Here is a 23,755-nt window from a genome sequence, read left to right as displayed (position 1 = left end):
GCGTTTCCGGTGCGCAAGGGTAACGCTCACGGTAAAATCTCCGCGAGTTTTTCAAAGGCGGCGGCGTTGGTCGCGGCATGGCTCCGCGGCGCGGCTGGCTCATGTCGGAGAGCAACAACAGGGCCGTGCCAGAAATGGCCGAGACTTTCCTGCGTCGCCGCGATTGACACCGTCGAGCCTGTGGTCTCGTTGAGAACAAGGGCGGCGATCTTGAGCCCGCGTTTCTCAGCGACTTCGATCGCCGTCAGCGTGTGGCTAAGGCTGCCGAGATAAGTTCCGGCGACGAGAATCAGAGGAATGTTCAAGGCGCCGATCAGGTCGCAGATCGTATGCCTGGCGTCGAGCGGCACCATGAGGCCGCCGATCCCTTCGACGATGACGACATCTTCCGCGCTCGCGATGGAGTCAGCGTAAAAGCGGCGCACCGCCGCCACGTCGATCGTCCGGCCTTCCAGCGCAGCGGCCTGGTCCGGCGAGAGCGGCGCGGCGAAGCGCCAGGGCGAGATTTTCGCGATGGCATCGAGAGTGGGCTTTTGCCCGCAGGCCGCAAGCAGAGCGGCCGGATCGCTGGCGACGAAATTCTGTGCGTCGAAACCCGAGACGACCGGCTTGAGCGCGATGATCTTTCGTCCGCGCCGGCGCAAAGTGGCGATGAGGCCAGCGGCGACATAGGTCTTGCCGATATCGGTTCCGGTGGCGGTGATGAAGAACGCGGACATGGCGGCGCCCGTCACGCCTGCACGCGCATATCGAGCCGCGTCGTGACGACATCGGCGAGACGTGCAACATCCGCGTCGCTGTGCGCGGCGGAAAAGGCAAAGCGCAGCCGCGCCGATCCTTCCGCGACGGTCGGCGGCCGGATCGCGACGACGAGAAAGCCTTCGTCCTGCAAAAGCCGCGAGGCTTCGAGCGCCGCTTCCGCGCTGCCGAGCACCAGCGGCACGATGGGGCTTTGCGCATCGGGCAGGCCAAGCCGCTGCGTGAAGGCACGCGCCTTGGTGAGCGGGCGCGCAGTGAGCGCCGGATCGGCGGCGATGATATCGAGCGCGGCGATGGCCGCAGCGGCGGCCGCTGGCGGCAGGCCGGTCGAATAGACGACCGTGCGCGCGCGCGACGTCATGAGATCGACGACCGGAAGCGAGGCGCAGAGATAACCGCCATAGCTGCCGAGTACTTTCGACAATGTGCCCATCTGCAAAGGCGCGCGTACATCGCCCGGCGCCAGCACGCCGAGCCCATGCGCATCGTCGCTCATCAGCCAGACATCGTGTGCGGCACAAATTCCGGCCAGCGCCGCGAGTGGCGCGCGATCGCCGTCCATCGAAAACACGGTTTCGGTGATGAGCAGCACATTGCGATATTTGCCGCGCTCGGCTTTGAGAATGTCTTCCGCATGTTCCGCGTCGTTGTGGCGGAAGGTCAGCAGGGTCGCGGCCGACAATTGGCTGCCCGCGAAGATACAGGCGTGGGATAATTCATCGGCGAGGATGAGATCGCCTTCGCCCGCCAGCGCCGGAATAACGCCAAGATTGGTCAGATAACCGGAGCCGAAGACGCGCGCCGCAGGCGCCTGTTTCAGTTTCGCCAGCCGGGCTTCGAGTTCGACGAGCAGGGGATGATTGCCGGTGACGAGGCGCGAGGCGCCGGCGCCTGTACCGTATGTCTCGATCGCCGCGAGGGCGGCGGCTTTCACATGCGGATGCTGCGACAGGCCGAGATAATCGTTGCAGGAAAACGAAACGAATTGCCGCCCGCCGCGATAGACCATCGCGCCATCGGTGCGCGTCGTCACCGTCAATGCGCGCCGCAGCGCGTGCTGCTCCAATTGCGCCAGCTTCGATTCGGCAAAGGCGTCGAGAGACGTCACAGGCTTCCCTTTATCGCCATTGCGGTTTAACCCTGACGCGCGGCTCTGGCAATAAGGCGGCATGGTGACGGACGGGACGGGCTGGCAAGAGGATTGGCGCGAACACATCTGGCTGCCATACGCACAGATGAAACACATCGCGCCGCCGCTGCCCGTCGTGGCGACGAACGGAACGCGCATCAGGCTCGCCGACGGCCGCGAACTCGTCGATGGTATCGCGAGCTGGTGGACCGCCTGTCACGGCTATAATCATCCGCATATTCGCGCCGCGGTGACACGCCAGATTGAGGTGATGCCGCATGTGATGTTCGGCGGCCTGGTGCATGAGCCGGCGGTGCGGCTCGCGACACGGCTTGCGGCGCTGCTGCCCGGCGATCTCGATCGTGTGTTCTTTTCCGACAGCGGCTCAGTCTCTGTCGAAGTCGCGATGAAAATGGCCGTGCAATATTGGCTCAATCGCGGCATTCGCGGCCGGACCAAGATGCTCGCTTTCCGCGGCGCCTATCATGGCGACACATTCGCCACGATGGCGGTGTGCGATCCCGACGAAGGCATGCACAAGCATTTTGCCGGCATTCTGCATGAGAACATTATCGCCGATCTGCCGCATGACGACGAAAACGCCGCGACGCTCGACGCGCTCGTTGCGCGCCACGCAAATGAGATCGCCGCGATCATCGTCGAGCCGCTGGTGCAGGGCGCGGGCGGGATGCTGTTTCATGAGCCCGAGGTCTTGCGGCGGCTGCGTGCGCTTGCGGATAAATATGACCTGCTTTTGATCTTCGACGAGGTCTTCACCGGCTTTGGCCGCACGGGGACGATGTTCGCTTGCGAGGCGGCACAGGTCGTGCCTGATATCATCTGTTTTTCTAAGGCCCTGACCGGCGGCACGATGGCGCTCGCCGCGACCGTCGCGCGCGAAAAAGTGTTCGAGGCTTTCTGGTCGGATGATCCGGCGCGGGCGCTGATGCACGGACCGACCTTTATGGCCAACGCCTTGGCCTGCGCCGCCGCCAATGCCTCGCTCGATCTTTTCGAGAGCGAGCCGCGGCTTGAGCAAGTCGCCAGGATCGAGGCTGCGTTGCAGGCAGGGCTCGAAGCCTGCCGCGGGACGCCGGGCGTTCGCGATGTGCGCGTGCGCGGTGCGATTGGCGTCGTGGAGCTCGAAAAGATCGATGATCTTGCGGCGCTGAAGCGCCGCTTTGTCGCACGTGGCGTCTTCATCCGGCCGTTCGGGAAAATCGTTTATCTGACCCCAGCCCTGACGATAGATAATATCGATTTGAAACGGTTAACGGATGCGGTCGTCCATGTCGTTCGGCAGATACCTGACTGACGGGCAAGCTTGGCAATTGCGAAGCCACTTCCGAAGCCACCTGCAAAGCCACTTGCCAAATTCGCGCTTGCCGCACATATAGGGGCCTCGCTTTTGGACTGATTTCTGAATCGCTTCGTCTGGACTGCCGGCGCACGTTTCAGCCTTGTCTGCCAAATTCGACTGTGAAATGGGCGGCCGCGACGATGCGACCGCTAAACTAGTGGCTAGAAAGGACGACCGATGCCGGTAGGTACTGTCAAGTTTTTCAACGATCAAAAGGGTTATGGTTTCATCCAGCCGGACGACGGCAGCAAGGATGTTTTCGTTCATGTGACGGCCGTTGAGCGCTCCGGCCTCAATGGCCTCGTCGAAGGCCAGAAGGTGCGGTTCGAGGTCGAAACCGATCGCCGCTCCGGCAAGCCGTCGGCTGTGAACCTGCAAGCCGCTTGATTGTAGAAGCTTAATCTTCAGAGAACCGCCGCTCCTTCGAGCGGCGGTTTTTTGTTACGTCAAAAGCTCAATGGAAATTGCGGCCTTTCGGCATGACGCGATGAATATCGTCGCGAGCATCGATCGGCGCCGGCGCAGCCTTCGTTTCGAACAGGCCTGGTTCCGTCAGTCGCATCTGGTCTCGCGGATGCCGATACGGATTTTTGATCGGATGGGCGAGGCCGTTGGTCTCCGGCCGTGACAGCAGCCCGAGCAGGGGTGTCATATCGTCGATCCGTTCGGCGATGACATGGATGACGCCCGATTCCGATTGCAGCCGGCCGGTGACGGCGATGAAGCGCGCGGCGATGACGACGGGCCGATAGGCTTCGAAGACCTTTGGCCAGACGATCGCATTGGCGATGCCGGTCTCGTCTTCGAGCGTGAGGAAGATGACACCGCTGGCCGTGCCGGGCCTTTGCCGGATCAGCACCAGGCCGGCGGTGCGCACGCGCTGGCCCGAGGGCGTGATGGCGAGATCCTGTGTGCGCACGATTTTCTCCGTCTTGAGATGCGGCCGCAGGAAGCTGACGGGATGCGCCTTCAGTGACAAGGAGAGATGGCGGTAATCCTCGACGACATGTTCGCCGAGCGACATCGGCGGCAGATGTGCTTCCGGCTCCAGCGCGCGGAAACTCAAATCCTTCAGCAGGGGCAGATCATCCTTGTCGCCGGCGCGGTTGAGGCCGCGCACGGCCCAGAGCGCATCGCGCCGGTCGAGGCCCAGCGAGCGGAAGGCGTCGGCCTCGGCCAGCGCGGCAAGTGTGCCGGGCGCAAGGCCCGTGCGCAGCCAGAGATCGCGGATCGAATCATAGCCTTTGCCGCGCTTGTCGACGAGCGTGGCCATGTCCGTCTCTGCGATACCTTGAACCTGACGAAAGCCGAGCCGGATTTTGTGGGTCGAACGGATTTCGTTCTGCATCGAGACATGACGCGGATGGAGCCTGTCTTTTACGCCGTCATGGTCCAGCTCGTTATCCGTCTCCAACGTGCAATCCCATTGCGAGAAATTCACATCCACCTCTTCGATCGCGATGCTGTGTTCGCGTGCGTCACGGACGATTTGCGCCGGCGCGTAAAAGCCCATCGGCTGCGCATTGAGCAGCGCGCAGGCGAAGACGTCGGGATAACGGCATTTGATCCAGGACGAGGCATAGACGAGCAGGGCGAAAGAAGCTGCATGGCTCTCGGGAAAGCCGTAGGAGCCGAAACCCTCGATCTGTTTGAAGCAGCGTTCGGCGAAGTCGCGCGGGTAATGGCGCTCCACCATGCCTTCGACCATTTTGGTGCGGAATGTCTCAATGATGCCAACGCGCTTGAAGGTCGCCATGGCTCGGCGCAATCTGTCGGCCTCGGCCGGGGTAAAGCCTGCAGCGACGATGGCGATCTTCATCGCCTGTTCCTGGAACAAAGGCACACCGAGAGTTTTGCTCAGCACCTCTTCAAGCTCTTGACGGTGATAATTGACGGGATCGAGACCCTGCCGGCGGCGCAGATAGGGATGCACCATATCGCCCTGGATGGGGCCCGGCCGGACGATGGCGACCTCGATGACGAGATCGTAAAACGTGTTCGGCCGCAGCCGCGGCAGCATCGACATTTGCGCGCGGCTCTCGATCTGGAACACGCCGATCGTGTCCGCGCGAGAAATCATCGCATAGACGGCGCGTTCTTCCGCTGGAATGTCTTTGACCTTGTAGTCGAGCCCATAATGATTTCGCAGAAGGTCGAAACCCCTGCGCAGGCAGGTAAGCATCCCGAGGGCGAGAACATCGATCTTCAACAGGCCGAGCGCGTCGAGATCGTCCTTGTCCCATTCGACTGTCGTGCGCTCGTCCATCGCCGCATGGGCGATGGGCACGGTTTCATCGAGCCGGTCGCGGGTGATGACGAAGCCGCCGGTATGCTGCGAGAGATGGCGCGGAAAGCCGACAAGCTCCTGCGCCAAAGCCAGGGTCTGTGCCAGCCGGTCTTCTTGCGGATCGAGACCGAGGCGGCGAACCTGCTGCGCCTGCGGGCCTTGTGAAGCGCCGCCCCAGAGCGAGCTCGACAGGGCCGCGATGACATCCTCGGAGAGGCCGAAGACCTTGCCGACATCGCGCAGGGCGGAGCGGCTGCGATAGGTGATGACAGTGGCGGTGAGTCCGGCGCGGGCACGGCCGTAGCGATTGTAGATATATTGCATCACCTTTTCGCGCCGCTCGTGCTCGAAATCGACATCGATGTCCGGCGGCTCGCCGCGGTCTTTCGAGATGAAACGCTCAAAGAGCAAGGAGGCTCGCGCCGGATCGACATCGGTGATGCCGAGGCAATAGCAGATCGTCGAATTGGCGGCCGAGCCGCGCCCCTGGCACAAGATCTTTTCGCTGCGCGCATAACGCACGATGTCATGCACGGTGAGAAAGTATGGCGCGTAATTCATCTCCTTAACGAGGGCGAGTTCATAAGCGAGCGTGTGTTTTACTTTCTCAGGAACTCCGCCCTTGTCTTCATAACGCTCGGTAGCACCGGCATAAGCAAAAGCTTCAAGCGCCTCTTGCGGCGTCGCATAGCCGGCGCGCAATTCCTCTGGATATTGGTTCTTGAGATCGGCGAGCGAGAAGGTGAGACCTTCGAGAAAGCGCAGGCTTTCATCGATGGCCTCCGGCGCCTCAGTGAACAGCCGGGCCATTTCGGCGCCGCTTTTCAGATGCCTCTCGGCATTGGCCTGCAGCTTCCGGCCAATCGCGTCGAGCGTGGTGCGATGGCGGATGGCAGTCAGCACATCCTGCAAGGGGCGTCGCGCCGCATCGTGCATCAGCACGTCATTGGTCGCGAGCAGCGGCAGGCCGAGGCGACGTGACAGCGCGGCACATTCGGCCAGCGCCCGGCGCATTTGCGCTCCATAGGTCATGCTTGCGGCGAGCCAGACGCGGCCGGGCGCGACCTCGCGAATCCGGTGCAGGAATGTTTCATCGCCGGGCGGCAATTGCCTTTGCTCCAGAGGCAGGGCGGGCGTCGCGGCCTCACCGCCCGCGAAATCTTCATAGACCTTGCCCGGCTTGGCGGCGGCGTCCTCAGGCTCCCAGGTACTGTGTGGCAGGATAGCGAGTTGAAGACCTTCGGCGGCTTCGAGAAGGTTAGTCGCCGTGAGCCGGCAGAGGCCCTTCTGGCCTTTCATATTACCGCGCGTGATGAGGCGCGTGAGCCGCGCATAGGCGGCGCGATCCTGCGGATAGGCGAGAATGTCCGGCGTGCCGTCGCAGAAGACGAGGCGGCAGCCGGTGACGACGCGCAAAGTCCCGGGCGCGATCTCGTTCAGGCGGGCGAAGCTATAGGCGCGCACCACACCGGCGAGCGAATTGCGGTCGGCGATGCCGATGGCTTTGAGGCCAAGCTCACGAGCCTGTGCGACGAACTCTTCAGGTTGTGAGGCGCCGCGCAGAAAAGAAAAATTCGTCGTTACGCCGAATTCGGCGAAGAGGACGATGGTTTTTTCTGCCGCGGTTTCGTCATTGCGAGGCGCAAAGCGCCGAAGCAATCCAGGTTTCGCTTCTGGATTGCTTCGCTGCGCTCGCAATGAGGGGCTCTTGTCGCCGCTCACGCGAACAGTCCGTGCAGGAACCAGCGCGGCTGCGCGGTCTCGGTCTCGTAGAGTCCTTCGCGGAACAGCCAGAACCTGCGGCCCTCGCTGTCTTCGGCGCGGAAATAATCGCGCGTTAGAGCGGAATGTTTCCACCATTCCGGCGCGATCCGCTCCGGCCCCTCGATGGCGGCGACCACATGCAGCACGCGCCGCCAGCGGAAGCGCACCGGCGGCCCGTCCGGCACGCTGGCGATGGCCTCGATCGGCTCGGGCTGGGTGAGAAGGCGGATGGGGCGGGTGGAGAGCACGCTTTGTGCTTGCACGTCATGCCCGGCCTTGTGCCGGGCATCCATGCCATGCCGATGGGTCGAAGACGCGGAGAAGGGCACAGCCGTCACCGCGAACTCCGGCCAATGCGTATCGCTGAGATCCAGCCGCGTGACGCGCCGCAGGCCGAGCCGCGCGCCCAGCCGGTCGACGAGATCGGCGAGATCGTCCTGCGTGGCTGCTCCCAGCCAATGGGCCTGATCTTCATCCTGCCGCTCGACCGCCTCGGCCGCGAGCCGCACGACATCGAAGCCGAAGCCGGCATCGAGCGGATCGCGCTCGTCTATGTTGCCGGCGGCCTCGATCTTTTCGCGAAAGAGCCGCGCGATCATCGCCGGATCGCGCAAGGGCCGGCTGGTGCCGGCGCGCAGATGCCGCACGCGCCCGTCGACGCCGAAGAGGCTCACGTCGAGCTGCCGCGCGCCTTCACCCTGCCGCACGAGCAGCAGCGCCAGTTCCTGCGCCAAAGCGCGGATCGTCGCTTCGATCGTTTCGCGCTGGACAATCGGCTCGGCAAAGCGCCGCTCGGCGAGATAGGCCGGCGCCTCGAAGCGCGGCGTGATGGGCGTCTTGGCATGGCCGAGCAGCGCATCGAGCCGGACAAAGAGCTGCTTGCCGAACCGCGCGGCAAGCGGCGCGCGAGGACGCAGGATGAGATCGCCGATGCGGCGCAGACCCGCCTGCGCCAGATCGGCAAGAGTCTTCGCGTCGAGGCGGAGGGCGGCGAGCGGCAGCGCGCCGAGGCGGCGGCGCAGATCCTCTTCGCGATCCCCCTCCGGGATTACGCGCGCTTCGCCGAACCGTGCCAGGGCCCAGGCGGCCTCCGGTGTTGGCGCGATCGCGGCGCGGGCAGCCAAGCCTTGCGTGGCAAGGCGCGCCTCGATCTCATCGAGCAGTTTCGCCTCGCCGCCGAAGAGATGCGCCGCGCCGGTGATGTCGAGCATGGCACCGTCCGGCGGATCGAGCGCCGCGAGCGGCGTGAAGCGGCGGCACCAATCGGTGATCGCGGCGAGCGTCGCCGCCTCCGCCGCCTCATCCACCGCGCAGCAGGCGAGTTCCGGCAGAATGGCGCGGGCATCGGCCAGCGCGAGGCCCGGTTTCAAGCCGTGCCGGGCGGCGGCGCGGTTCACGGCGGCGAGGCGCTGTGCGCTCCTCACCTTGGCGATGGTGGCAAGCGGTGCTTCACGCGCTGCGGCGCTGTGGCGGCTGATCCGGTCCGTCGCCAGCGATGGCAGCCAGAGGGAGAGATAACGCGTCACGGAACAAGACCTCTCGGTGGCTCCAGAAAACGGGATGGAATTTTTCGCGATCGATGGAAAAAGCGGCCGGTCCGGCGCGCGCCTTGGCGATGCGCACATCGAAGGCGGCGGGGCCGGGCAGGGGCGTGCGGCCGCCGGCGGAAGCTGCATGTGGACTTGATCGGGCGCGGACTTCGAAGCGGGTTTCGGCGCCGCTCGAAAGTGCCTCGGCGCGCACCGGCCCGGCGAGGCAGAGCAGGCCGGTCGTGCCCTGTTTCTGCGCGGCGAGGACAAGCCGGCGCGAGGCGGTGAGGTCATAGAGCTTGGCGGAATAGATTTCGCCGATCACGGCGGCGGGCGTCCGGCATTTCAGCGCCTCTTCCATCGCCCAGAGGGCATCCTTTGCATTCGCCGCATGGACAAGGACGAGGCGGGCCGGGTCGATGCCGTGCAGGGCGAGGCCAGGGCCATAGAGCGAGCCCTGTTCGAGGCTGGCGAAATCCTCGCCGATCCAGATGAGCGGCGCGTTGCGGGCGGCGGCGCACCGCGCGGCGAGTGCCAGGACGAAGCCCGCCGCAGCCGGCGTATCGCCCGGCGCGGCGGCTGTGATCTCATGCAGCGCGCCGGTGACGAGGCCACCCGCGAGCAGCCTGTCGAGCCGCGCCGCGCCAAGGGAGACGTGCGCCCGCGCGACAATGGCCGGCGGGGCCGTGGCAATTCCGGCCATTTCTCGGCGCAAAAGGCTGATCTGCTGCGCCTTTCCGCTTCCTTGCATGCCGCTCCCATGCGGAAGGGTCTGGCGAAGCCGTAAAGGCTCCCCGGTCATCTCTCTCGATCCAATGTTCCATATTTGTTCTAGTCATCTGACTTTTTGGGGAGGGAGTCAAGCAACCTCGTCCTTCGAGACGGCCGCTTCGCGGCCTCCTCAGGATGAGGAATTCTTCAATGTCAGCGTGTTGCGATCCGTCGCCCTTCGAGGCTCGCATTCAAAGTCGCGAAATTGGTGCTCGCATCTCAGGGTGAGGGTTGGCTTTCTTCTCCGCCCACCTCATGCTGAGGAGGCCGCGAAGCGGCCGTCTCGAAGCATCGAAGTCACGTGATCCATGGATGGCGCGTCGATCTATATTCTGCGCTGTGCGGACGGTAGTTATTATACCGGCATCACACGCCGCTCTGTCGATGAGCGCGTGAGCGAGCACGGGCAAACGCCTGATCGACGGCTATACCGCACGGCGTCTGCCTGTCGAGCTTGTCTTCAGCGAGTATTATCCCCGCATCGACGAGGCCATTGCGGCAGAACGCCGGATCAAGGGCTGGTCGCGTGCGAAAAAGGAAGCCTATATACGCGGCGATTTCGTACGACTCTCGGAGTTAGCGCGCCGAAAGTCCATCGAGCCCTCATCCTGAGGAGCGACGTAGGCGCCTCAGGATGAGGGATTTCTCAATCAGAGATCAGCGATTCCTCGCCCTTCGAGGCTCACTTCGTTCGCACCTCAGGGTGAGGGATCATAGTTTCCGATCAGTGCGCCCTCTATTTCTTCGCGTAATAGTTCACCGTGCCGTCGATCCAGTCCTGCCGCTGCGGCGAGAAAATGTCGATGTCGATCGTGTCTTCGGTGAAATGGAATTCGTGCGGCACGTTCGGCGGGATGATGAACAGGCTGCCGGCACGCAACAGATATTTTTTCCCCTGCGAATAGACCTCGCAAGCGCCTTCGGTGATCCAGGTAATCTGCTCGTTGATGTGATGGTGCAGCGGCACGATGGCGCCCTTCTTCATCCGCCATTTGACGAAGGTCGAATGCGCGCCGTGCAGATATTGCCGCGAGATGAGCGCGGACATTTCCTCGACCGGCTGCGCGTCCAGTTCATAAAGATTGGGGAGCGCCGCGATATGGCCGCTGATATTGGGATCGATGCCGCGGCCGGGCGCGTCGGTGACATCGGGCGGCGAGAGCAGTGACGGCGCGAGCGAAAATTCCTTGGTCATGTTTCCCCCTTTTGAGGTCCGAACATAGCAACCTTATTCGGCGATGGCAGTGCCTTTGCGGCGTAGCGCGACGGTGAGGAAATTCGCGCCCAGGCCGATGGCAATGCCCGGCGCGGCCTCGTTGAGGAAGGCGCCGAAACCGGAAAGCTTCCACAGCGCGGCGGCGGCAAAGCCGGCAATGATGGACAGCGGCACGGACAGGTTCGTGCGCCGCCAGTCGAGCACGCGCACCATCATCGCCGGAGCGAGCCCGGCGCCGAGCAGCGAGATCGAGGAGAGGACGAGGCTCACGACAGAACGGTCGAGCCGTGCCGAGATCGCCATCGAGATGAGTCCGAGCAGAAGGACGATCGGCCACAGCGGCGGCACGCGCGGCGTCAGCACTTCGATGACATCGAACTTCACCGTCTGCGCCATGGCGACGAGCAGGCTGTTCGAGGTGGCGGCGATGGTCGCGAAAATATCGGCGACGATCAGACCCGTGAGCACTGGCCCCATATTGGTGCGGAAGAACAGGCTCAGCCCCGCTTCCGGGTCGGCGATCGCCGGCATCACGCCGCGCAGCACGACCCCGAAAATCGTCATGGCGATCCAGGTGAATTGGATGAAGCCGATGAAAATCCACCAGGCGCTGCGCGTCTCGGCCGGGCTGCGGCCGGCAAGATAGCGCGAGGTCATCTGCGGCTGGCCAAGGCCGAAGCCGAAAGCGGCGGCGGCGAAACCGAGCATGAACAGGAGCGCGGCGGGAAGGCCGTGCGGCAGCAGCACGAAAAACTGCGTTCCCGCGACCGCGGTATTTTCCCAAAAACCCGCAGAATTTCTCCAGGCCACGACAATCACCGCACCGAGCGCGAGGCTTGTGCCGAAGATGCGGATCACGGCCTGCAGCGTGTCGGCATAGACGGAGCCGCGAAAGCCGCCGATGCCGGTGTAGAGCACGATCAACGTCGCGAAGAGAAGCAGCGACAGGAGATGCGGAAAGCCGAACGCGCCTTCGAGAAATTTCTGCCCCGCGATCCATTGCGCGGAAATATAGCCGGTGAGGCAGATCAGGATGAGTGCCGCGGCAAGCAGTTTTACGCGACGCCGGGCGACGGCCGGCAAGCCGCTGGCAATCACGTCGGTCAGCGTCGCGGCTTTGGTTTTGCGGCCGAGGCGGTTGATCCCGTCGGGGAAGAAGGTCCAGAACGCGATATCGCCAAACAGCCAGCCGAAGGGCAGCAGCAGCGCCTGCAGGCCGAGCGTATAGCCAAGGCCGACGACACCGGTGACGATGAAGGCGCTGTTGCCCGTGGCGCCGGCGCTGAGGCCGACGAGCCATTTGCTCAGCTTCTGATCGGCGAGCGCATCCGAATTGAGCTGGCGTGTATGCGCGCGGCCCAGAAACGAGGCGGCGAAGGTCGCGGCGAGCGTGACAAGAAAGATGAGGACCGATAAATCGTCGGCGCGGTGCATTGACAGGTCCGTGCGGGAGATCGCGCGGCACCATAGAATGTGTGCCCGTGCGCCGAAAGACCGGAGCCAACGATGCCTTTCAGCTTCTGGCACTCAGACCAAAATGCCGAACCGCTGTTTATTCCCGCCATCGGCCTGGAGCTGCGCGTGCGTCTGCCGGGCGCGGCCTCGGGCGGCGAAATGACCCTTATCGAAACGCAGAACGCGCCGGGCTTCGGGCCGCCGCTGCATCGTCATCGCGAGGTGGAAGTGTTTCGCGTTCTGGCCGGGCGCTATCTCTATGTGGTGGACGGTGCGCGCTTTTACGCGGAGACCGACGATGTGGTCAGCGTGCCGGGCGGCGCCGGGCATACGTTCGTCAATGTCGCCGACACGCCCGGACGGCAGTTGATCGCGATCCTGCCGGCTCTGGACGCGGCCGCCTTCTTCACAGAGCTCGGCGGCGTCATGAAAGACGGCGTGCCGGACAAAGCGGCGCTCAACATTTTCGGCCAGAAATGGGGCGTCGAATTTTTGGGACCGCCCCTGAAGAAGCCCTGAGCCGCGGCAGCACATAAAAATGCCGGCAGGATCGCTGCCGGCATTGGGATGAATAGGCACCGAAAATCGTGTCGGCTTCGGCGCGTCAGATGCGATCAGCGACGATGCCCGCCGCCGCGATGTCCGCCACCGCCCCGGTGACCACCACCGCCGCGATGTCCGCCACCCCGATGACCGCCACCGTGATGACCGCCGCCACGATGTCCGCCGCCATGGTGTCCGCCGCCATGGTGTCCGCCACCGTGATGACCGCCGCCACGATGTCCGCCACCGTGATGTCCGCCACCGCGATGCCCACCGCCCCGGTGTCCGCCACCGCCATGCCAGCCGCCATGATGACCGCCGCCACGCCAATGACCGCTGCGACTCCAATAGCGCCCGCTGTGCCAGGACCAGCCGCGCCAGCCAAAGCCGCCGCCCCAGCCGAGGCCGCTGCGCCAGGCATAGCCACACCAATACCAGCCGGGGCCGCGCCAGCCATTGTCGTACCAGCAATAGTTCTGGCCGCCCCAGACATATTGGGTTTTTTCGATGCCGGTCAGGTCAATCGCGGATTGCGTGACGGCCGTCTGGTCTGCGATAGGCGCGGCTTCCGCCGCGGAACTTAAGGGGCTCGCGGCAAACAGGCCCGCGGCCAACATGGATAGAAAGTAGCGCATTCCATCTCCCCATTTTGAATTCATGACCGATTCAAATTCATGACCGCGGCCGCCCGGACGCTGCGGGCCGAGACGTGCCGGACTTTAGATTAGGAACGGCCACATGAATGGAAGGTGAAACAGCACCGCAGGAGGACGCATCACAGTTTAAGCAAATGATCGTGATGTTGCGGTGCATGGTTTTCTGTCGGTGACAGTGCGAGCGCTCGTGAAGTGTGAAGATTAAATGTCGAACTTCTGCCGCCGAGGGGACGGCGGGCCGTCAGCGTGACAGTGAAGCCAATGCCAAGCCCGCGGCCAATGCCAGAAAGGAGAGCACGGTCATCACAGGTATGGGCGGTGATGGAACGCGATCCGATCCCATTTGCATAGGGGCTTTTTCCTGCGCCATATCCTTCATTGAAGCGTGGTCCATCTGCGCAGGTGAATCCGCAGTTGGCGCTGCGCGGCGAACGGTCATCATGCCATGCTTGAGATGGTTGGCCACAAGCCACCAGTTCATCGGATAGGCGAAGATGAAACCGACGAGCAGGCCCATCGACATCACGAACCAGAATCGCGGCGACGCCGGATCGCCCGAATATTGAATGTGCTTGCGGAGCAGCATCGCGGTCGGAACCATTCCGGCCATGAGCAGATTCATCGACAGGAGTTCCGGGATAAAAGTGCTTTTCAGCGCGGCGGAATACGATCCGCCGGCCGTGCTGCGCATGAAAAGCGATTGAAAGATCGTCCAGCCGAAAGCAAAGCCGAGAACATATTCGAGGGCGACCTCGGCCAGGCCCGTAAGGCTGAGCACTGTCGAAAGCACGGCGCCTGCGAGAATACCGACGCCATCGCCCGCGACGCAATGCATGGTCGAACCAAGCGTCTGTCGCCACCGCGTCGCGATGAAGCGCTCATGGGTGCCGGACAGAGGCTCCCGGCAACCCAAAACGTAAAGGAAGGCGCCGAACACCCCGGTATATGCGGTCAGTAATATGAAACCCCATTTGAGCACCGGCGATTCCGGTGTTGACCGGATGTCGATCACGACAAACAGCACCGAGATCGCGCTCAGGATAAACCAAAGCAATATTATGCCGTCCAGCATCAGACGCCTCCGACGAATGGCGTGCCGAATACGACCGTCACGGACTCACCGCCTCATGCGATGAACGTGCATTTGATAAACGTGTAAACGTCCCCAACCCCACCGTGTTGTGCATCCGCCATCGGTGCGGGCTGCGCAGCCTATCACGGCCTGCACGTTCCGGCTCCGGTCTCGTCGTGATCATCTTGCTTGGAATCACCGGCACAGAACCCGCCGGCGGGTGAACTTGCTGCTTGCCAATCGGGCGCCGTTCATTCTAGAAGCGCCTTCCGAACAGCGGCCGGGACGCCGGTCCCAATCTGCGCCGCGCCCATTCGGATGGCTGCTGGTTCCTTCGAAGCGGCCACGATGGGGGATAGTTCAACGGTAGAACAGCGGACTCTGACTCCGTTAATCTTGGTTCGAATCCAGGTCCCCCAGCCAACTGATTTTAAATGGCTTTCTTGTTTTTTAAGCCGGGCATGATGATGCGCGCGGCTCGCAAGCCGGCAGCGGCTGCCAAAACGCTATTGTTTGGTATTGGGATTGCGCCGGTTGATCTGAATCGATCTAAGTGATGCGAAAGCGATCACGCACCGGCGGCTGATCTGGAGTCAATCAGGAGATTGTAAAGTGATCACAAGCGCCCAGGTGCGCGCGGCAAGGGCACTCATTCGGTGGAGTGCGGAAGATTTGGCCCAGGCGGCAAAGCTGGGCGTCGCCACCGTTCGGCGCGCCGAGGCCGAGGAAGGCCCGTTATCGATCACGCTGGCTAACGCCGATGCCATTCAGCGCGCACTTGAGCAGGGCGGTGTCATTTTCGTCTTCGAAAGCGAGGATAGCGGTGCGGGCGTGAGGCTGGCCAAGCGTGAAACAACTGCGGGGCTTACCCGCCAAATTGACGCCATCGAAGCCCACCTGGCCAACACCAGCAATGAGCCGCCTCAAACGCCCAAGGGCGGGATGGAAAGGCTGGAACGCGCCCGCAAGGGCGACGCCGTGACGAAGCTTAAGAACAAGCGGACGAAGCTGAAGAAATGAGGCGCGTCGGATCTGGACGCCGCCTATGTCGGTTCTCAATCAACCGCTGAGAATGTCTTTTAAGCGCGGCGCCAAGACATAGACGAAGCTTGCCTTGAGCATAGGGCTCCACGTCGCCGGCATCGTATCGATCAGAATACAGGCGAAGCGAGCCTGACCTAGCAAACTTTCTGATTGCTGCAGATGCCCGTCTATTGCGGCAGTCATTGCATGTGCTGCAACGTAACCGGCATGGGCGCTAAACTCTGCTTCGACTCTTTCGAAGATCATTTTGACAGCTTGCGCTAATCGCCGTGCATCATCGTCCGTCGCGGTGACACCATATCGGTCGGCAAGCTCATCTAGCTTCATCGCAGCACCATTCCGCGACTCTGATCAAAAAGAGGTCGGCCGATCAACCTGCGGCCTGCACCGCGCGCTTTAATTGATATTCAGCAGCAACTCGTTGATACGGCTCGTTTACGCTCTTGATTCGATATTGAAACTCAGTGCCCACCGGCGGCAATCGCGCGAGCACACTGAATGGATCGCCGGGATTTCGCAAATATCCTCCGCGCGGATCAAGCGTGACAGTCTCTCCGATCTCGTAAAGATGAGTCACAAGCTCCTGCCTGATTTGCGGTGTCGGAGAGGCATTAATAGCCACGCCAAATGATCGAGTTCGTTTCATGATAAGAACCTTGCCCAAGCTCCGGGATGCCACACAGCCGCGTCTCGCGGCTGCGCTCTGCCGCCACCAAATGCGCAGAAGCTGTTACTTCGCCGCTTTCTCAGGGGCCGGGGAGATGCCAAAGCCGCCTTCGCACAAATACAAGGGATCGCTCCAAATTATTTGTGCGCATAACGACCTTATCAACTTCGATAACGACTAAATATTACCTTCGCTGATATTGTAAATATACACATTATTATCAAAAATACTAGGCACGGTCGTTGGTTTATCTTTTTGATCATACAAATAAAGGCGCAAGCGAAACGCCGCGTCCGAGGCAATTGTGATATGTTCATCAATCACGGCAGCGGAGCACAGCGATGGCCAAGAGTCAGCGACACGGGAATAAAGAAGCGAAGAAGCCGAAAAAAGAAAAGCCGAAGCCAATCGCGGCTGCTCCGACGTTGAAGATTGGTGAAAAGAAGAAATAGGGCCGATGGCAACCCGGTCGGAACGACTCGCGGAATTTGAGGCGGATAAAGAGCCAAGCGCAACCGAAGACGTTGAGTTGCTGTGCGAGGATCATAGGGGGACTTACACGCTTCCGTTTCCATGCCGGCGTGTTGGACGCGAATGGTGCAATCAGACGACTGGCCAAATAATCGAGGCGGAGATCCTCGGTTGGCGACTTTGGCAGCGATAGCCGGTGACGTGCCCAAAGTTGGGAGCCGTAGAGGCAGCGGCTAAATGTTGATTTTGTTGAAGATGGCCACGGGCAAGTTGCGGATGACGATCATGATCCCGCGCCAGAATCCCGGCGCATAAATCTCCGGGCCGCCTTTTTCGCCGGCGCGGACGATGCTCGCCGCGATGGCCTCGGGCTTCGCCCAGAGCGGCCCTTTATTGGCGATCGCCGCCGTCATCGGTGTATCGACGAAACCGGGTTTGATGATCACCGCGCGCGCGCCGAGCGGCGCCAGCTTGTGGGCGATGCCCTCGACGAGAAGGGCGAGGCCGCCTTTCGTCGCGCCATAGATGAAATTCGAGCGGCGCCCCCGGTCGCCCGCCACGGAGCCAATCACCAGCAGCGTGCCGGCGCCCTGCTTTTCCAGCACGGCGGTGGCGGCGAGGCACCAGGCTGCGGCGCTGGAAAAATTCGTGGTGATGAGCCGCGCCGCTGCCGCCGGATCGCGCTCGAGTTCGGCTTGCTCGCCGAGGACGCCATAGGCGAGCAGGAGAATGTCGAGGCCGCCGAGACGGTCGACCATTTTGCCAAGTTCAGCGCTGGCGTTGGCGCTCGCGCAATCGAGCGGCCAGTCGATGGCCTCGGCCGCGCCACGCGCCTTGAGGTCGGAGGCGATCTCGTTCAGCCGCGCTTCGTTGCGCCCGGCGAGCAGGATGCGTGCGCCGCCCGGCGCCCAGAGCCGTGCCGTCGCCTCGGCGATCGCCGAGGTCGCGCCGAGGATGATAATCCGCAGCGGCGTCACGGGAGCCACGGCAATTTCGGTCGACGCGCCGCTCATGCGGACACCCTGCGCCAAAAGTCGGAACTCATCGCCGGATCTTTCTCAAACTCCTGCCAGCGCGGGAAGGAGAGGCGGAACATTTCACGCGAAATACGGCCATCTTTGGCCGGGTAAAGCGCGCCGCCCGCGTCGCGGACGATAGCGTCGAGCCGTGTGAGCAAGGCGAGCGTCGCCGCGCCACGATTGGGAAAATCGAGCGCCAATGTCGTGCCGGCGCGGGGGAAGGAAAAAAGCCCCGAGGCGGGAACGTCGCCGAAGGTCTTGAGCACGGCAAGGAAGGAGGCTTGTCCCTCCTTGGCGATTTCCTCGAGCAAAGCGCGGATAGCCTCGCGTTCCGTCGCGCGCGGGACGAGGCATTGATATTGCAGCAGGCCGCTGCGGCCGTACAGCCGGTTCCAGCCGTGGATCGCATCGAGCGGATAGAAGAACGGCACGTAATGCTGCAGCTTCGTATGCGGCCGGCCGGCATGCAGACGATAATAAAGCTCGTTGAACGCGCCGATACTCAGCGGGTTGAGCAGAAATTCCGGCGCATCGGCGACGACGCGTTTCCAGGTTTTGTCGTCATGCGCATCGTGGAATCCGTAAGGCGTCCAATTGCCCCGCGAGAAGATGCCCCGGCCGAGGCTTTCGCCGCGCGAGAGGCAATCGACCCAAGCCACCGTGTGTTCGAACTTTTCCGTGCTGGCATCGGCGAGAGACCAGAAGGCGTCGAGATTTTCGAAGGGGATCGTCTCGACTTCGAGCGACGAACTGTCGGTCTTGACCAGCGCGATCTCGGCCCATTCGATGATGCCGGTGAGGCCGAGCCCGCCGATGGTCGAGGCGAAGAGAGCGGCATCGCTTTCGGGCGTCAGCGTCAGGTGGCCGCGATCGCTGCGCAAAAGGCCGAGCGCGCGTACATGCCGCCCGAACGTTCCGGCGCGATGATGGTTCTTGCCATGCACATCGTTGGCGATAGCGCCGCCGAGTGTCACGAAACGGGTGCCCGGGGTCACTGGCAGAAACCAGCCATGCGGCACGATCAGCCGCAGAATCTCGGAAAAGCTCGTGCCGGCCTCGGCCCGCAAAATCCCCTGCGCCGGATCGAAGGCAATGAACCTGTCCACCCGCGACATATCGATGAGGTCGCCGGTATCATTCAGGCAGGAATCGCCATAGGAGCGCCGCAGCCCGATCGGCAGCAGGCTTGCGCCATTCGCGGCGCCAAGCAATTTGTCGAGTTCGTCACGAAAGCGCGGCGTGGCCACACGCTGCGGCGCGCGCACCACGCGGCCCCATGACAAAATATCGCTACGGGTGACGAAAGGCTCGCTCACATGCGGACTTTCTACAGCAGGGCTGCGGCGAACATTGCGACCATCGCCGCTCCATAGGCGAGGCTGAGCCTGTCCTTCAGCGCGAACGCGACCGGATCATCGTTCAATTCCCCGCGATGACACAAGAGCCAAATCCGCGACAGCCAGAGAAAAATAATGATCGGAAAGCCCCAGAGGAAGAACGGATGGCGGTAAAAGCCTTCCGGAAACGCATAGGCGACCAGATAGATGACCATCACCAGCACGGTCGCGAGCATGGCGCCGACGCCGAGCGAGAGGACGAGCGGGCCATCTTCCGCGCGATAGCCGCGGCCCGGAGTCTGGGTCAGCCCGTGCGCGACCATGCGGGTGATCTCCGTCTGCCGTTTCGCGGCGGAAAGCGACAGGAAAATAAACATCGAGAAGACGAAGAGCCAGGGCGAAAAGACGACGCCGGTGACGACGAGGCCGAGCGCGAGGCGGATCGTGAAGAGTGAAGCGAGAACGAAAATATCGACCAGCGGCTCGCGTTTCAGCCAGAACGAATAGGCGAGGCTGATGGCAAGATAGAGCGCCAGAACCCCGACGCAGGCGGGGCCGATCAAGGCCGCTATAGCAAAAGCTATAAGGCCGCCGACAGCGATGACCAGCATGGCCGAAGCGATCGGCAGATCGCCGCTGGCGATCGGTCGCAATTTCTTCGACCAATGCCGCCGGTCGTCCGCCAGATCCCACAGATCATTGAGGAGATAGGTCACGGAGGCAAGGAGGCTCAGGGCCACGAACGCCCCGAAGGCGTAAGCCCAGGCGACCGGATCATGCGCCTTGCCGCCGAGGATCAGCGGGACGAAGACGAGCGAATTCTTCGCCCATTGATGAGCCCGCAGACCCCGCCGCAGGGTCGGAAAATTGAGCAACTTTGTCGGCAGGACGGCGGCGAGCTGCGTTTTGGTCGCGATCTTCTGCTCCATGGCGCTGGAGCGACCGACGAATATCGCCGCGGTCGCTGCGTTCCAGACATGCAGATCCGCGGTGGAGTCGCCGGCGTAGATGAATCCGTGCGGAAACTGCGCCGAAACCGTCTGCGCCTTTGCCGCGCCTTTCAAATTGTGCCCGTCGGCTGAGGCGATCACTTCGCTGATGAACGGAAAGCGTCGACGGATTTTCTCCGCGATGGTGATGTCGGCCGCCGTCGCGAGCACGATTTTGCGGCCGCGTTCGGCTTCCTTTTGCGCCAGCTCGACAACTTCATCGCAGGCAGGAAAAGTCTCGATGTCGTCGTCGGTGACGACATCCGCCAGGCGATTCTTGACGACCGCGCGTCCGGAGAAAATCCAGCCCGGAATTTTCCACGCTTCGCCCGGTCGGCGTTTCAGAAACAGAAGCAGGGATTCATGCAGCACATCTGTCGATAGCAGCGTGCCGTCGAGATCGATCACGAGCGGGAGTGAAAGATCATAGCCGAGCGGGGCGCGATTGCCTGGCGCAACCACACTGAGAGAAGGGCGCTTTTCGACTGAGGCCGGTTGCATGGTCCACTCGGAGACTGACGGAACCGAATAGGCCCATACTATAAAAAACAGGTAAATCGCGCCAGATAAACCACGACTGCGAAACCCTTAGAGTCAATTGAAGTTAATCGACTTTTCAGCCCGGAGGCGCGCGTAAGGGGAAGCCTTCAGATGGCATTAACGCGCCGACCCTATCATCCGCGCAGCGTTTCGGTCGTCTTTCCGACAGAGCTTCAACAACCTCTGGATCATGCCTCATTCCACACAGAGCGGCGCATCGGCCGGCCGGCGCGCCATCCTCACGGGCGGCGAAGTCGTGGCGCTGCTCGTCGTTCTCATGGCGGTGCTGAAGCTCGTAGCCGTCTGGTTCTTCGTCCCGGCCGCACGCACGACCTTCGATCTCGGCTTCGGCTTCGACCCTTATGTGAGATCGCTTGTCGCGGGCAGAGGCTATGTCTCCTGTGGCAGCGGCAGCTGCGATGTCGCTTCGCGCATGCCCGGCCTGCCGTTGTTTCTCGCGGCCTTGGCGCCGCTGACGACCAGCCTGCGCATCGTCGATGCCATAAAGGTTCTTCTGCTGAGCCTGCTCGTCTATCTCGCTGTTCGCGGAATCGACCGGCGGCTTGCCGTCAGGCACTGCTGGCAGGTGGGCATCTACATCGCACTCGGCCTTTTTCTCGTGCTCTCGCCGAACCTCATCAAACATGCCTCGGCCGCCTATTACGAAGAAGGCTATGTGCTCGAACTTCTGGCCATCACGGCCGTCTGTCTTTTCTTCGTCGCCGTCGCGCCGCGCGAAGCGAGTGCGGGGCGTTACGTGGCGGCGATCGCCGCGGCCTCCGTCTGCTATCTCTTCAAGTCGTCGCTGATCCTCGTTTGGGGCGCGGTCGCGTTACTGATCGTCGTCTTCGCGCTCACATCCGGACGACGGGCTCTCGCGGCCGGCCTTGTCGCCGTCGCATTGATCGCTCCTGCGGGCTGGCTGGCTCACAATGCGATTGAAAGCCATCGCCTCTCGTTCATGTCGAGCACGGACGGCGAGAACATGTATCGCGGCTGGAACACCTATACGCTCGTGCTTTATCCGCATTGCAGTCTCGACATGCTGTTCGATCCGGTTACGACCTGCGAAGGCGAGGCGATAACTTCGCCGCATGAGCCGGGGCGGGCGGGGTTCAAGACGGAATGGGCGTGGAACGACGCCTATAAGACTCGCGCCACGGAATGGATCAGGCAAAATCCCGGTGCTGCGCTGAAGACGTTCGCGGTCAAGGCCTACGAGGTTCTTCTCTCGCCGCAGCTCGTGCCCTATCGCAATTATGTTCCAGCGCCGGACGGCAGCCATCTGATCGAACTGCCGCGTTCGCGCGGGGAGGCGGACGTCGGCTCCCTATGGCTGGCGCTCGGCCGGCTCATCGAGATTTTCGCCTTTGGGGCGAGCCTCTATCTCCTTATTCGCGGCGACAGCGCGGCACGGCGGGTGGCTCTCGCGAGTCTCGCGCTCGGCGTCTGCTATGCGACGCCCTATATTCTCGGCTTCGGCTATGAGCGGCACTTTTCGATCTTGATCATGCTGGCGGCGCTCTCCAGCCTGTTTCTTGTTTCTGCCCTCGTGCGGCTGAGCGGCGCAAAAGCCGCCGCATAAATTCAGCGTTTTAAAAAGGGCCGCATGCCTTCGCGCGCCAGCTCGTCGGCGCGCTCATTCATCGGATGGCCGGCATGGCCTTTCAGCCAGTGCCAATGAATCGTGTGGCGCGCGGCTGCCTGTTCGAGTTCCTGCCAGAGTTCGATGTTCTTGACCGGCTTCTTATCGGCGGTGCGCCAGCCGTTCTTCTTCCAGCCCGCGAGCCAGGTGGTAATGCCGCCGCGCAGATAGGCGGAATCGGTATGGAGATCGACATCGCAGGAGCGTGTCAGGGCTTCGAGAGCGCGGATCGCGGCGGTGATCTCCATGCGATTGTTGGTCGTCGCCGCTTCGCCGCCGGAGATTTCCTTGCGCTTGTCGGCGAAGGTGATGACCGCGCCCCAGCCGCCGGGGCCGGGATTGCCGGAGCAGGCGCCGTCGGTCCAGATCGTGACTTTACCGCTCAAAATGCCAATCCGAGATCGCCGGGACTCGTTGCCTGCTGATGGAAGCGCAGCCGTCGGACATATTCGCGGGGGTCCTTCGGCTTCACGAGGGCGCCAGGGGGTACGTTCAGCCAGTCAACCAGACGGGTGAGGGTGAAGCGTAGCGCCGCCCCGCGAGCGAGGATCGGCAGAGCGATGATTTCCAGCGGCGTCAACGGGCGGGCGCGTTGATAGGCGTCGATCAGGGCCTTGCCCTTGGTGACGTTGTACGAAAAATCCGGCTCGAAACACCAGGCGTTGAGGCAGACCGCGAGATCATAAGCGAGAAAATCCGTGCAGGCGAAGTAGAAGTCGATCAGGCCGGAGACTTTGTCGCCGAGGAAGAGAACGTTGTCCGGGAAGAGATCGGCATGGATCACGCCGCGCGGTAGATTCCGCGGCCAGAGTTCTTCGAGCGCCGCAAGTTCGGCGGCGAGAAAGGCAGCCAGCCCCGGTTCGACGCTGTCGGCACGGTCCCTGGCTTGCATCAGGAGCGGCGGCCAGCCGGAAATCGAAAGGCTGTTCGCGCGTTCGAGCGGGAAATCCGTACCCGCACGATGCAATTCCGCAAGCGCGGTGCCGAGAGCGGCGCAATGCGCGACGAGCGGGGCGCGCGTCGAGACGCCTTCGAGAAAAGTCACGATCGCGGCGGGCCTGCCGGCGAGCGGCTTAAATAGAGAGCCTTCACGCGTTTTTACGGGCTGCGGGCAGACGAGGCCGCGCGCGGAGAGATGCTCCATCAGGCCGAGAAAGAAGGGCAGATCGTCGGCGTTTACCCGCTTCTCATAGAGCGTGAGGATGAAAAACCCGGCCTCGACATGGAGCAGATAATTGGAATTCTCGACGCCTTCGGCGATGCCCTTGTAGGCAAGCAATTTTCCAAGCCCGTAATCGGCAAGAAAATCCCTGAGAGCGAGGTCGGAAACGTCGGTGTAGACAGCCATGATGCCAGCAATGGAATATCGAGGAGATGAATGCGCGCTTGAGCTGAGAAATGTTTGCCGCCCGCTCCACCGAGCTTGAGACCAGACGGCCTTTTAGCAGGAACACCGGCACACAAAAGCGCGATCAGGCGCCGGGCGCGCCTTTCCTGGGGGT

At 62.4% G+C, this 23,755-nt stretch carries 21 protein-coding genes, 1 tRNA gene and 1 pseudogene; 7 read left to right on the top strand and 16 right to left on the bottom strand.

Annotated features, from left to right (window positions below):
• Window positions 1-26: 26 nt before the first annotated feature.
• The gene (gene bioD / locus CWB41_RS15245) at window positions 27-719 is read right to left on the bottom strand and encodes a dethiobiotin synthase (protein WP_115836395.1); all 693 of its coding nucleotides are present in this window, start codon (window positions 717-719) and stop codon (window positions 27-29) included.
• Between the two features lie 11 nt (window positions 720-730).
• The gene (locus CWB41_RS15240; protein WP_115836140.1) at window positions 731-1,930 is read right to left on the bottom strand and encodes an aminotransferase class I/II-fold pyridoxal phosphate-dependent enzyme; all 1,200 of its coding nucleotides are present in this window, start codon (window positions 1,928-1,930) and stop codon (window positions 731-733) included.
• A gap of 64 nt (window positions 1,931-1,994) precedes the next feature.
• Here CWB41_RS15240 and CWB41_RS15235 point away from each other — a divergent pair, with 64 nt between their 5' ends.
• Both CWB41_RS15235 and CWB41_RS15230 read left to right on the top strand, forming a co-directional pair.
• Window positions 1,995-3,203: an adenosylmethionine--8-amino-7-oxononanoate transaminase gene (locus CWB41_RS15235; RefSeq protein WP_245411250.1), complete on the top strand. Its 1,209-nt coding sequence runs from the start codon at window positions 1,995-1,997 to the stop codon at window positions 3,201-3,203.
• 222 nt (window positions 3,204-3,425) lie between these two features.
• Window positions 3,426-3,635 (top strand): cold-shock protein, encoded by a 210-nt coding sequence (locus CWB41_RS15230; protein ID WP_115836142.1) that lies wholly within the window; start codon window positions 3,426-3,428, stop codon window positions 3,633-3,635.
• 67 nt (window positions 3,636-3,702) lie between these two features.
• Here CWB41_RS15230 and CWB41_RS15225 read toward each other — a convergent pair whose 3' ends face one another.
• Genes CWB41_RS15225 through CWB41_RS16440 form a run of 3 tightly spaced genes read right to left on the bottom strand, consistent with a single transcriptional unit; the run spans window position 3,703 to window position 9,579 of the window.
• Window positions 3,703-7,194 carry an error-prone DNA polymerase gene (locus CWB41_RS15225; RefSeq protein ID WP_425373451.1) on the bottom strand — a complete coding sequence of 1,164 codons (3,492 nt, stop codon included), beginning with the start codon at window positions 7,192-7,194 and terminating at the stop codon, window positions 3,703-3,705.
• Between the two features lie 59 nt (window positions 7,195-7,253).
• On the bottom strand, window positions 7,254-8,825 hold the full coding sequence (locus CWB41_RS15220) for a Y-family DNA polymerase (RefSeq protein WP_245411222.1): 1,572 nt from the start codon (window positions 8,823-8,825) through the stop codon (window positions 7,254-7,256).
• Entirely contained in the window at window positions 8,749-9,579 is an 831-nt protein-coding gene (locus tag CWB41_RS16440; protein ID WP_245411223.1) for an ImuA family protein, read from the bottom strand. Before CWB41_RS16440 ends, CWB41_RS15220 begins: the two co-directional genes overlap by 77 nt.
• 328 nt (window positions 9,580-9,907) lie before the next feature.
• Here CWB41_RS16440 and CWB41_RS16435 point away from each other — a divergent pair.
• Window positions 9,908-10,211, top strand: a pseudogene (locus CWB41_RS16435) (GIY-YIG nuclease family protein).
• A 124-nt stretch (window positions 10,212-10,335) separates the two neighbouring features.
• On the opposite strand, the gene CWB41_RS15210 reads toward CWB41_RS16435, so the two are convergent.
• The gene (locus CWB41_RS15210) at window positions 10,336-10,794 is read right to left on the bottom strand and encodes a cupin domain-containing protein (RefSeq protein WP_115836144.1); all 459 of its coding nucleotides are present in this window, start codon (window positions 10,792-10,794) and stop codon (window positions 10,336-10,338) included.
• Between the two features lie 33 nt (window positions 10,795-10,827).
• Window positions 10,828-12,249, bottom strand: coding sequence for a sodium:solute symporter family protein (locus tag CWB41_RS15205; RefSeq protein ID WP_115836145.1), 1,422 nt, complete (start codon window positions 12,247-12,249; stop codon window positions 10,828-10,830).
• A 72-nt stretch (window positions 12,250-12,321) separates the two neighbouring features.
• Between CWB41_RS15205 and CWB41_RS15200 the strand changes: the two genes are divergently transcribed.
• Complete coding sequence (locus CWB41_RS15200; protein ID WP_115836146.1) at window positions 12,322-12,789, top strand: cupin domain-containing protein; 468 nt, start codon at window positions 12,322-12,324, stop codon at window positions 12,787-12,789.
• 85 nt (window positions 12,790-12,874) lie between these two features.
• On the opposite strand, the gene CWB41_RS16240 is transcribed toward CWB41_RS15200, so the two are convergent.
• Together CWB41_RS16240 and CWB41_RS15190 are read right to left on the bottom strand one after the other, a co-directional pair.
• Window positions 12,875-13,138, bottom strand: a complete 264-nt coding sequence (locus CWB41_RS16240; RefSeq protein ID WP_165204396.1) for a hypothetical protein — start codon at window positions 13,136-13,138, stop codon at window positions 12,875-12,877.
• A 572-nt stretch (window positions 13,139-13,710) separates the two neighbouring features.
• Window positions 13,711-14,541: a DUF4396 domain-containing protein gene (locus CWB41_RS15190; RefSeq protein ID WP_115836147.1), complete on the bottom strand. Its 831-nt coding sequence runs from the start codon at window positions 14,539-14,541 to the stop codon at window positions 13,711-13,713.
• A gap of 349 nt (window positions 14,542-14,890) precedes the next feature.
• On the opposite strand from CWB41_RS15190, the gene CWB41_RS15185 reads away from it, so the two are divergent.
• Window positions 14,891-14,964 (top strand) — tRNA-Gln (locus CWB41_RS15185).
• A 189-nt stretch (window positions 14,965-15,153) separates the two neighbouring features.
• Window positions 15,154-15,561, top strand: coding sequence for a hypothetical protein (locus tag CWB41_RS16525; RefSeq protein ID WP_342633304.1), 408 nt, complete (start codon window positions 15,154-15,156; stop codon window positions 15,559-15,561).
• Window positions 15,562-15,600: 39 nt separating this feature from the next.
• Here the strand turns inward: CWB41_RS16525 and CWB41_RS15175 are convergent, their stop codons facing one another.
• From CWB41_RS15175 to CWB41_RS15150, 5 genes are all read right to left on the bottom strand, one after another.
• Window positions 15,601-15,912, bottom strand: coding sequence for a hypothetical protein (locus CWB41_RS15175; RefSeq protein WP_115836148.1), 312 nt, complete (start codon window positions 15,910-15,912; stop codon window positions 15,601-15,603).
• A gap of 43 nt (window positions 15,913-15,955) precedes the next feature.
• Window positions 15,956-16,249, bottom strand: coding sequence for a hypothetical protein (locus tag CWB41_RS15170; protein WP_147301471.1), 294 nt, complete (start codon window positions 16,247-16,249; stop codon window positions 15,956-15,958).
• Between the two features lie 707 nt (window positions 16,250-16,956).
• The gene (locus tag CWB41_RS15160; protein ID WP_115836151.1) at window positions 16,957-17,736 is read right to left on the bottom strand and encodes an SDR family NAD(P)-dependent oxidoreductase; all 780 of its coding nucleotides are present in this window, start codon (window positions 17,734-17,736) and stop codon (window positions 16,957-16,959) included.
• Complete coding sequence (locus CWB41_RS15155; protein WP_115836152.1) at window positions 17,733-19,058, bottom strand: FAD-binding oxidoreductase; 1,326 nt, start codon at window positions 19,056-19,058, stop codon at window positions 17,733-17,735. The genes CWB41_RS15160 and CWB41_RS15155 overlap by 4 nt, the downstream gene beginning before the upstream one ends.
• An 11-nt stretch (window positions 19,059-19,069) precedes the next feature.
• Window positions 19,070-20,569 (bottom strand): UbiA family prenyltransferase, encoded by a 1,500-nt coding sequence (locus tag CWB41_RS15150; protein WP_115836153.1) that lies wholly within the window; start codon window positions 20,567-20,569, stop codon window positions 19,070-19,072.
• A gap of 229 nt (window positions 20,570-20,798) precedes the next feature.
• Between CWB41_RS15150 and CWB41_RS15145 the strand changes: the two genes are divergently transcribed.
• Complete coding sequence (locus tag CWB41_RS15145) at window positions 20,799-22,193, top strand: hypothetical protein (RefSeq protein ID WP_115836154.1); 1,395 nt, start codon at window positions 20,799-20,801, stop codon at window positions 22,191-22,193.
• A gap of 2 nt (window positions 22,194-22,195) precedes the next feature.
• On the opposite strand, the gene rnhA is transcribed toward CWB41_RS15145, so the two are convergent.
• Window positions 22,196-22,639 (bottom strand): ribonuclease HI, encoded by a 444-nt coding sequence (gene rnhA, locus CWB41_RS15140; protein ID WP_115836155.1) that lies wholly within the window; start codon window positions 22,637-22,639, stop codon window positions 22,196-22,198.
• Entirely contained in the window at window positions 22,636-23,601 is a 966-nt protein-coding gene (thrB, locus tag CWB41_RS15135; protein WP_115836156.1) for a homoserine kinase, read from the bottom strand. Before thrB ends, rnhA begins: the two co-directional genes overlap by 4 nt.
• Between the last annotated feature and the right edge of the window lie 154 nt (window positions 23,602-23,755).

Source organism: Methylovirgula ligni, from assembly GCF_004135935.1.
Taxonomy (GTDB): Bacteria; Pseudomonadota; Alphaproteobacteria; order Rhizobiales; family Beijerinckiaceae; genus Methylovirgula; species Methylovirgula ligni.
This window is presented reverse-complemented; position numbering and strand designations above follow the sequence as displayed.

What these genes read in the sequence shown, in the direction of transcription:
- CWB41_RS15240 (WP_115836140.1), bottom strand. Translation starts at nt 1,930, where the DNA reads ATGCCGCCTTATTGCCAGAGCCGCGCGTCAGGGTTAAACCGCAATGGC.
- CWB41_RS15210 (WP_115836144.1), bottom strand. Translation starts at nt 10,794, where the DNA reads ATGACCAAGGAATTTTCGCTCGCGCCGTCACTGCTCTCGCCGCCCGAT.
- CWB41_RS15150 (WP_115836153.1), bottom strand. Translation starts at nt 20,569, where the DNA reads ATGCAACCGGCCTCAGTCGAAAAGCGCCCTTCTCTCAGTGTGGTTGCG.
- CWB41_RS15145 (WP_115836154.1), top strand. Translation starts at nt 20,799, where the DNA reads ATGCCTCATTCCACACAGAGCGGCGCATCGGCCGGCCGGCGCGCCATC.
- CWB41_RS15200 (WP_115836146.1), top strand. Translation starts at nt 12,322, where the DNA reads ATGCCTTTCAGCTTCTGGCACTCAGACCAAAATGCCGAACCGCTGTTT.
- CWB41_RS15175 (WP_115836148.1), bottom strand. Translation starts at nt 15,912, where the DNA reads ATGAAGCTAGATGAGCTTGCCGACCGATATGGTGTCACCGCGACGGAC.
- CWB41_RS15205 (WP_115836145.1), bottom strand. Translation starts at nt 12,249, where the DNA reads ATGCACCGCGCCGACGATTTATCGGTCCTCATCTTTCTTGTCACGCTC.
- CWB41_RS15190 (WP_115836147.1), bottom strand. Translation starts at nt 14,541, where the DNA reads ATGCTGGACGGCATAATATTGCTTTGGTTTATCCTGAGCGCGATCTCG.
- CWB41_RS15160 (WP_115836151.1), bottom strand. Translation starts at nt 17,736, where the DNA reads ATGAGCGGCGCGTCGACCGAAATTGCCGTGGCTCCCGTGACGCCGCTG.
- CWB41_RS16440 (WP_245411223.1), bottom strand. Translation starts at nt 9,579, where the DNA reads ATGCAAGGAAGCGGAAAGGCGCAGCAGATCAGCCTTTTGCGCCGAGAA.
- CWB41_RS15230 (WP_115836142.1), top strand. Translation starts at nt 3,426, where the DNA reads ATGCCGGTAGGTACTGTCAAGTTTTTCAACGATCAAAAGGGTTATGGT.
- bioD (WP_115836395.1), bottom strand. Translation starts at nt 719, where the DNA reads ATGTCCGCGTTCTTCATCACCGCCACCGGAACCGATATCGGCAAGACC.
- CWB41_RS15235 (WP_245411250.1), top strand. Translation starts at nt 1,995, where the DNA reads ATGAAACACATCGCGCCGCCGCTGCCCGTCGTGGCGACGAACGGAACG.
- thrB (WP_115836156.1), bottom strand. Translation starts at nt 23,601, where the DNA reads ATGGCTGTCTACACCGACGTTTCCGACCTCGCTCTCAGGGATTTTCTT.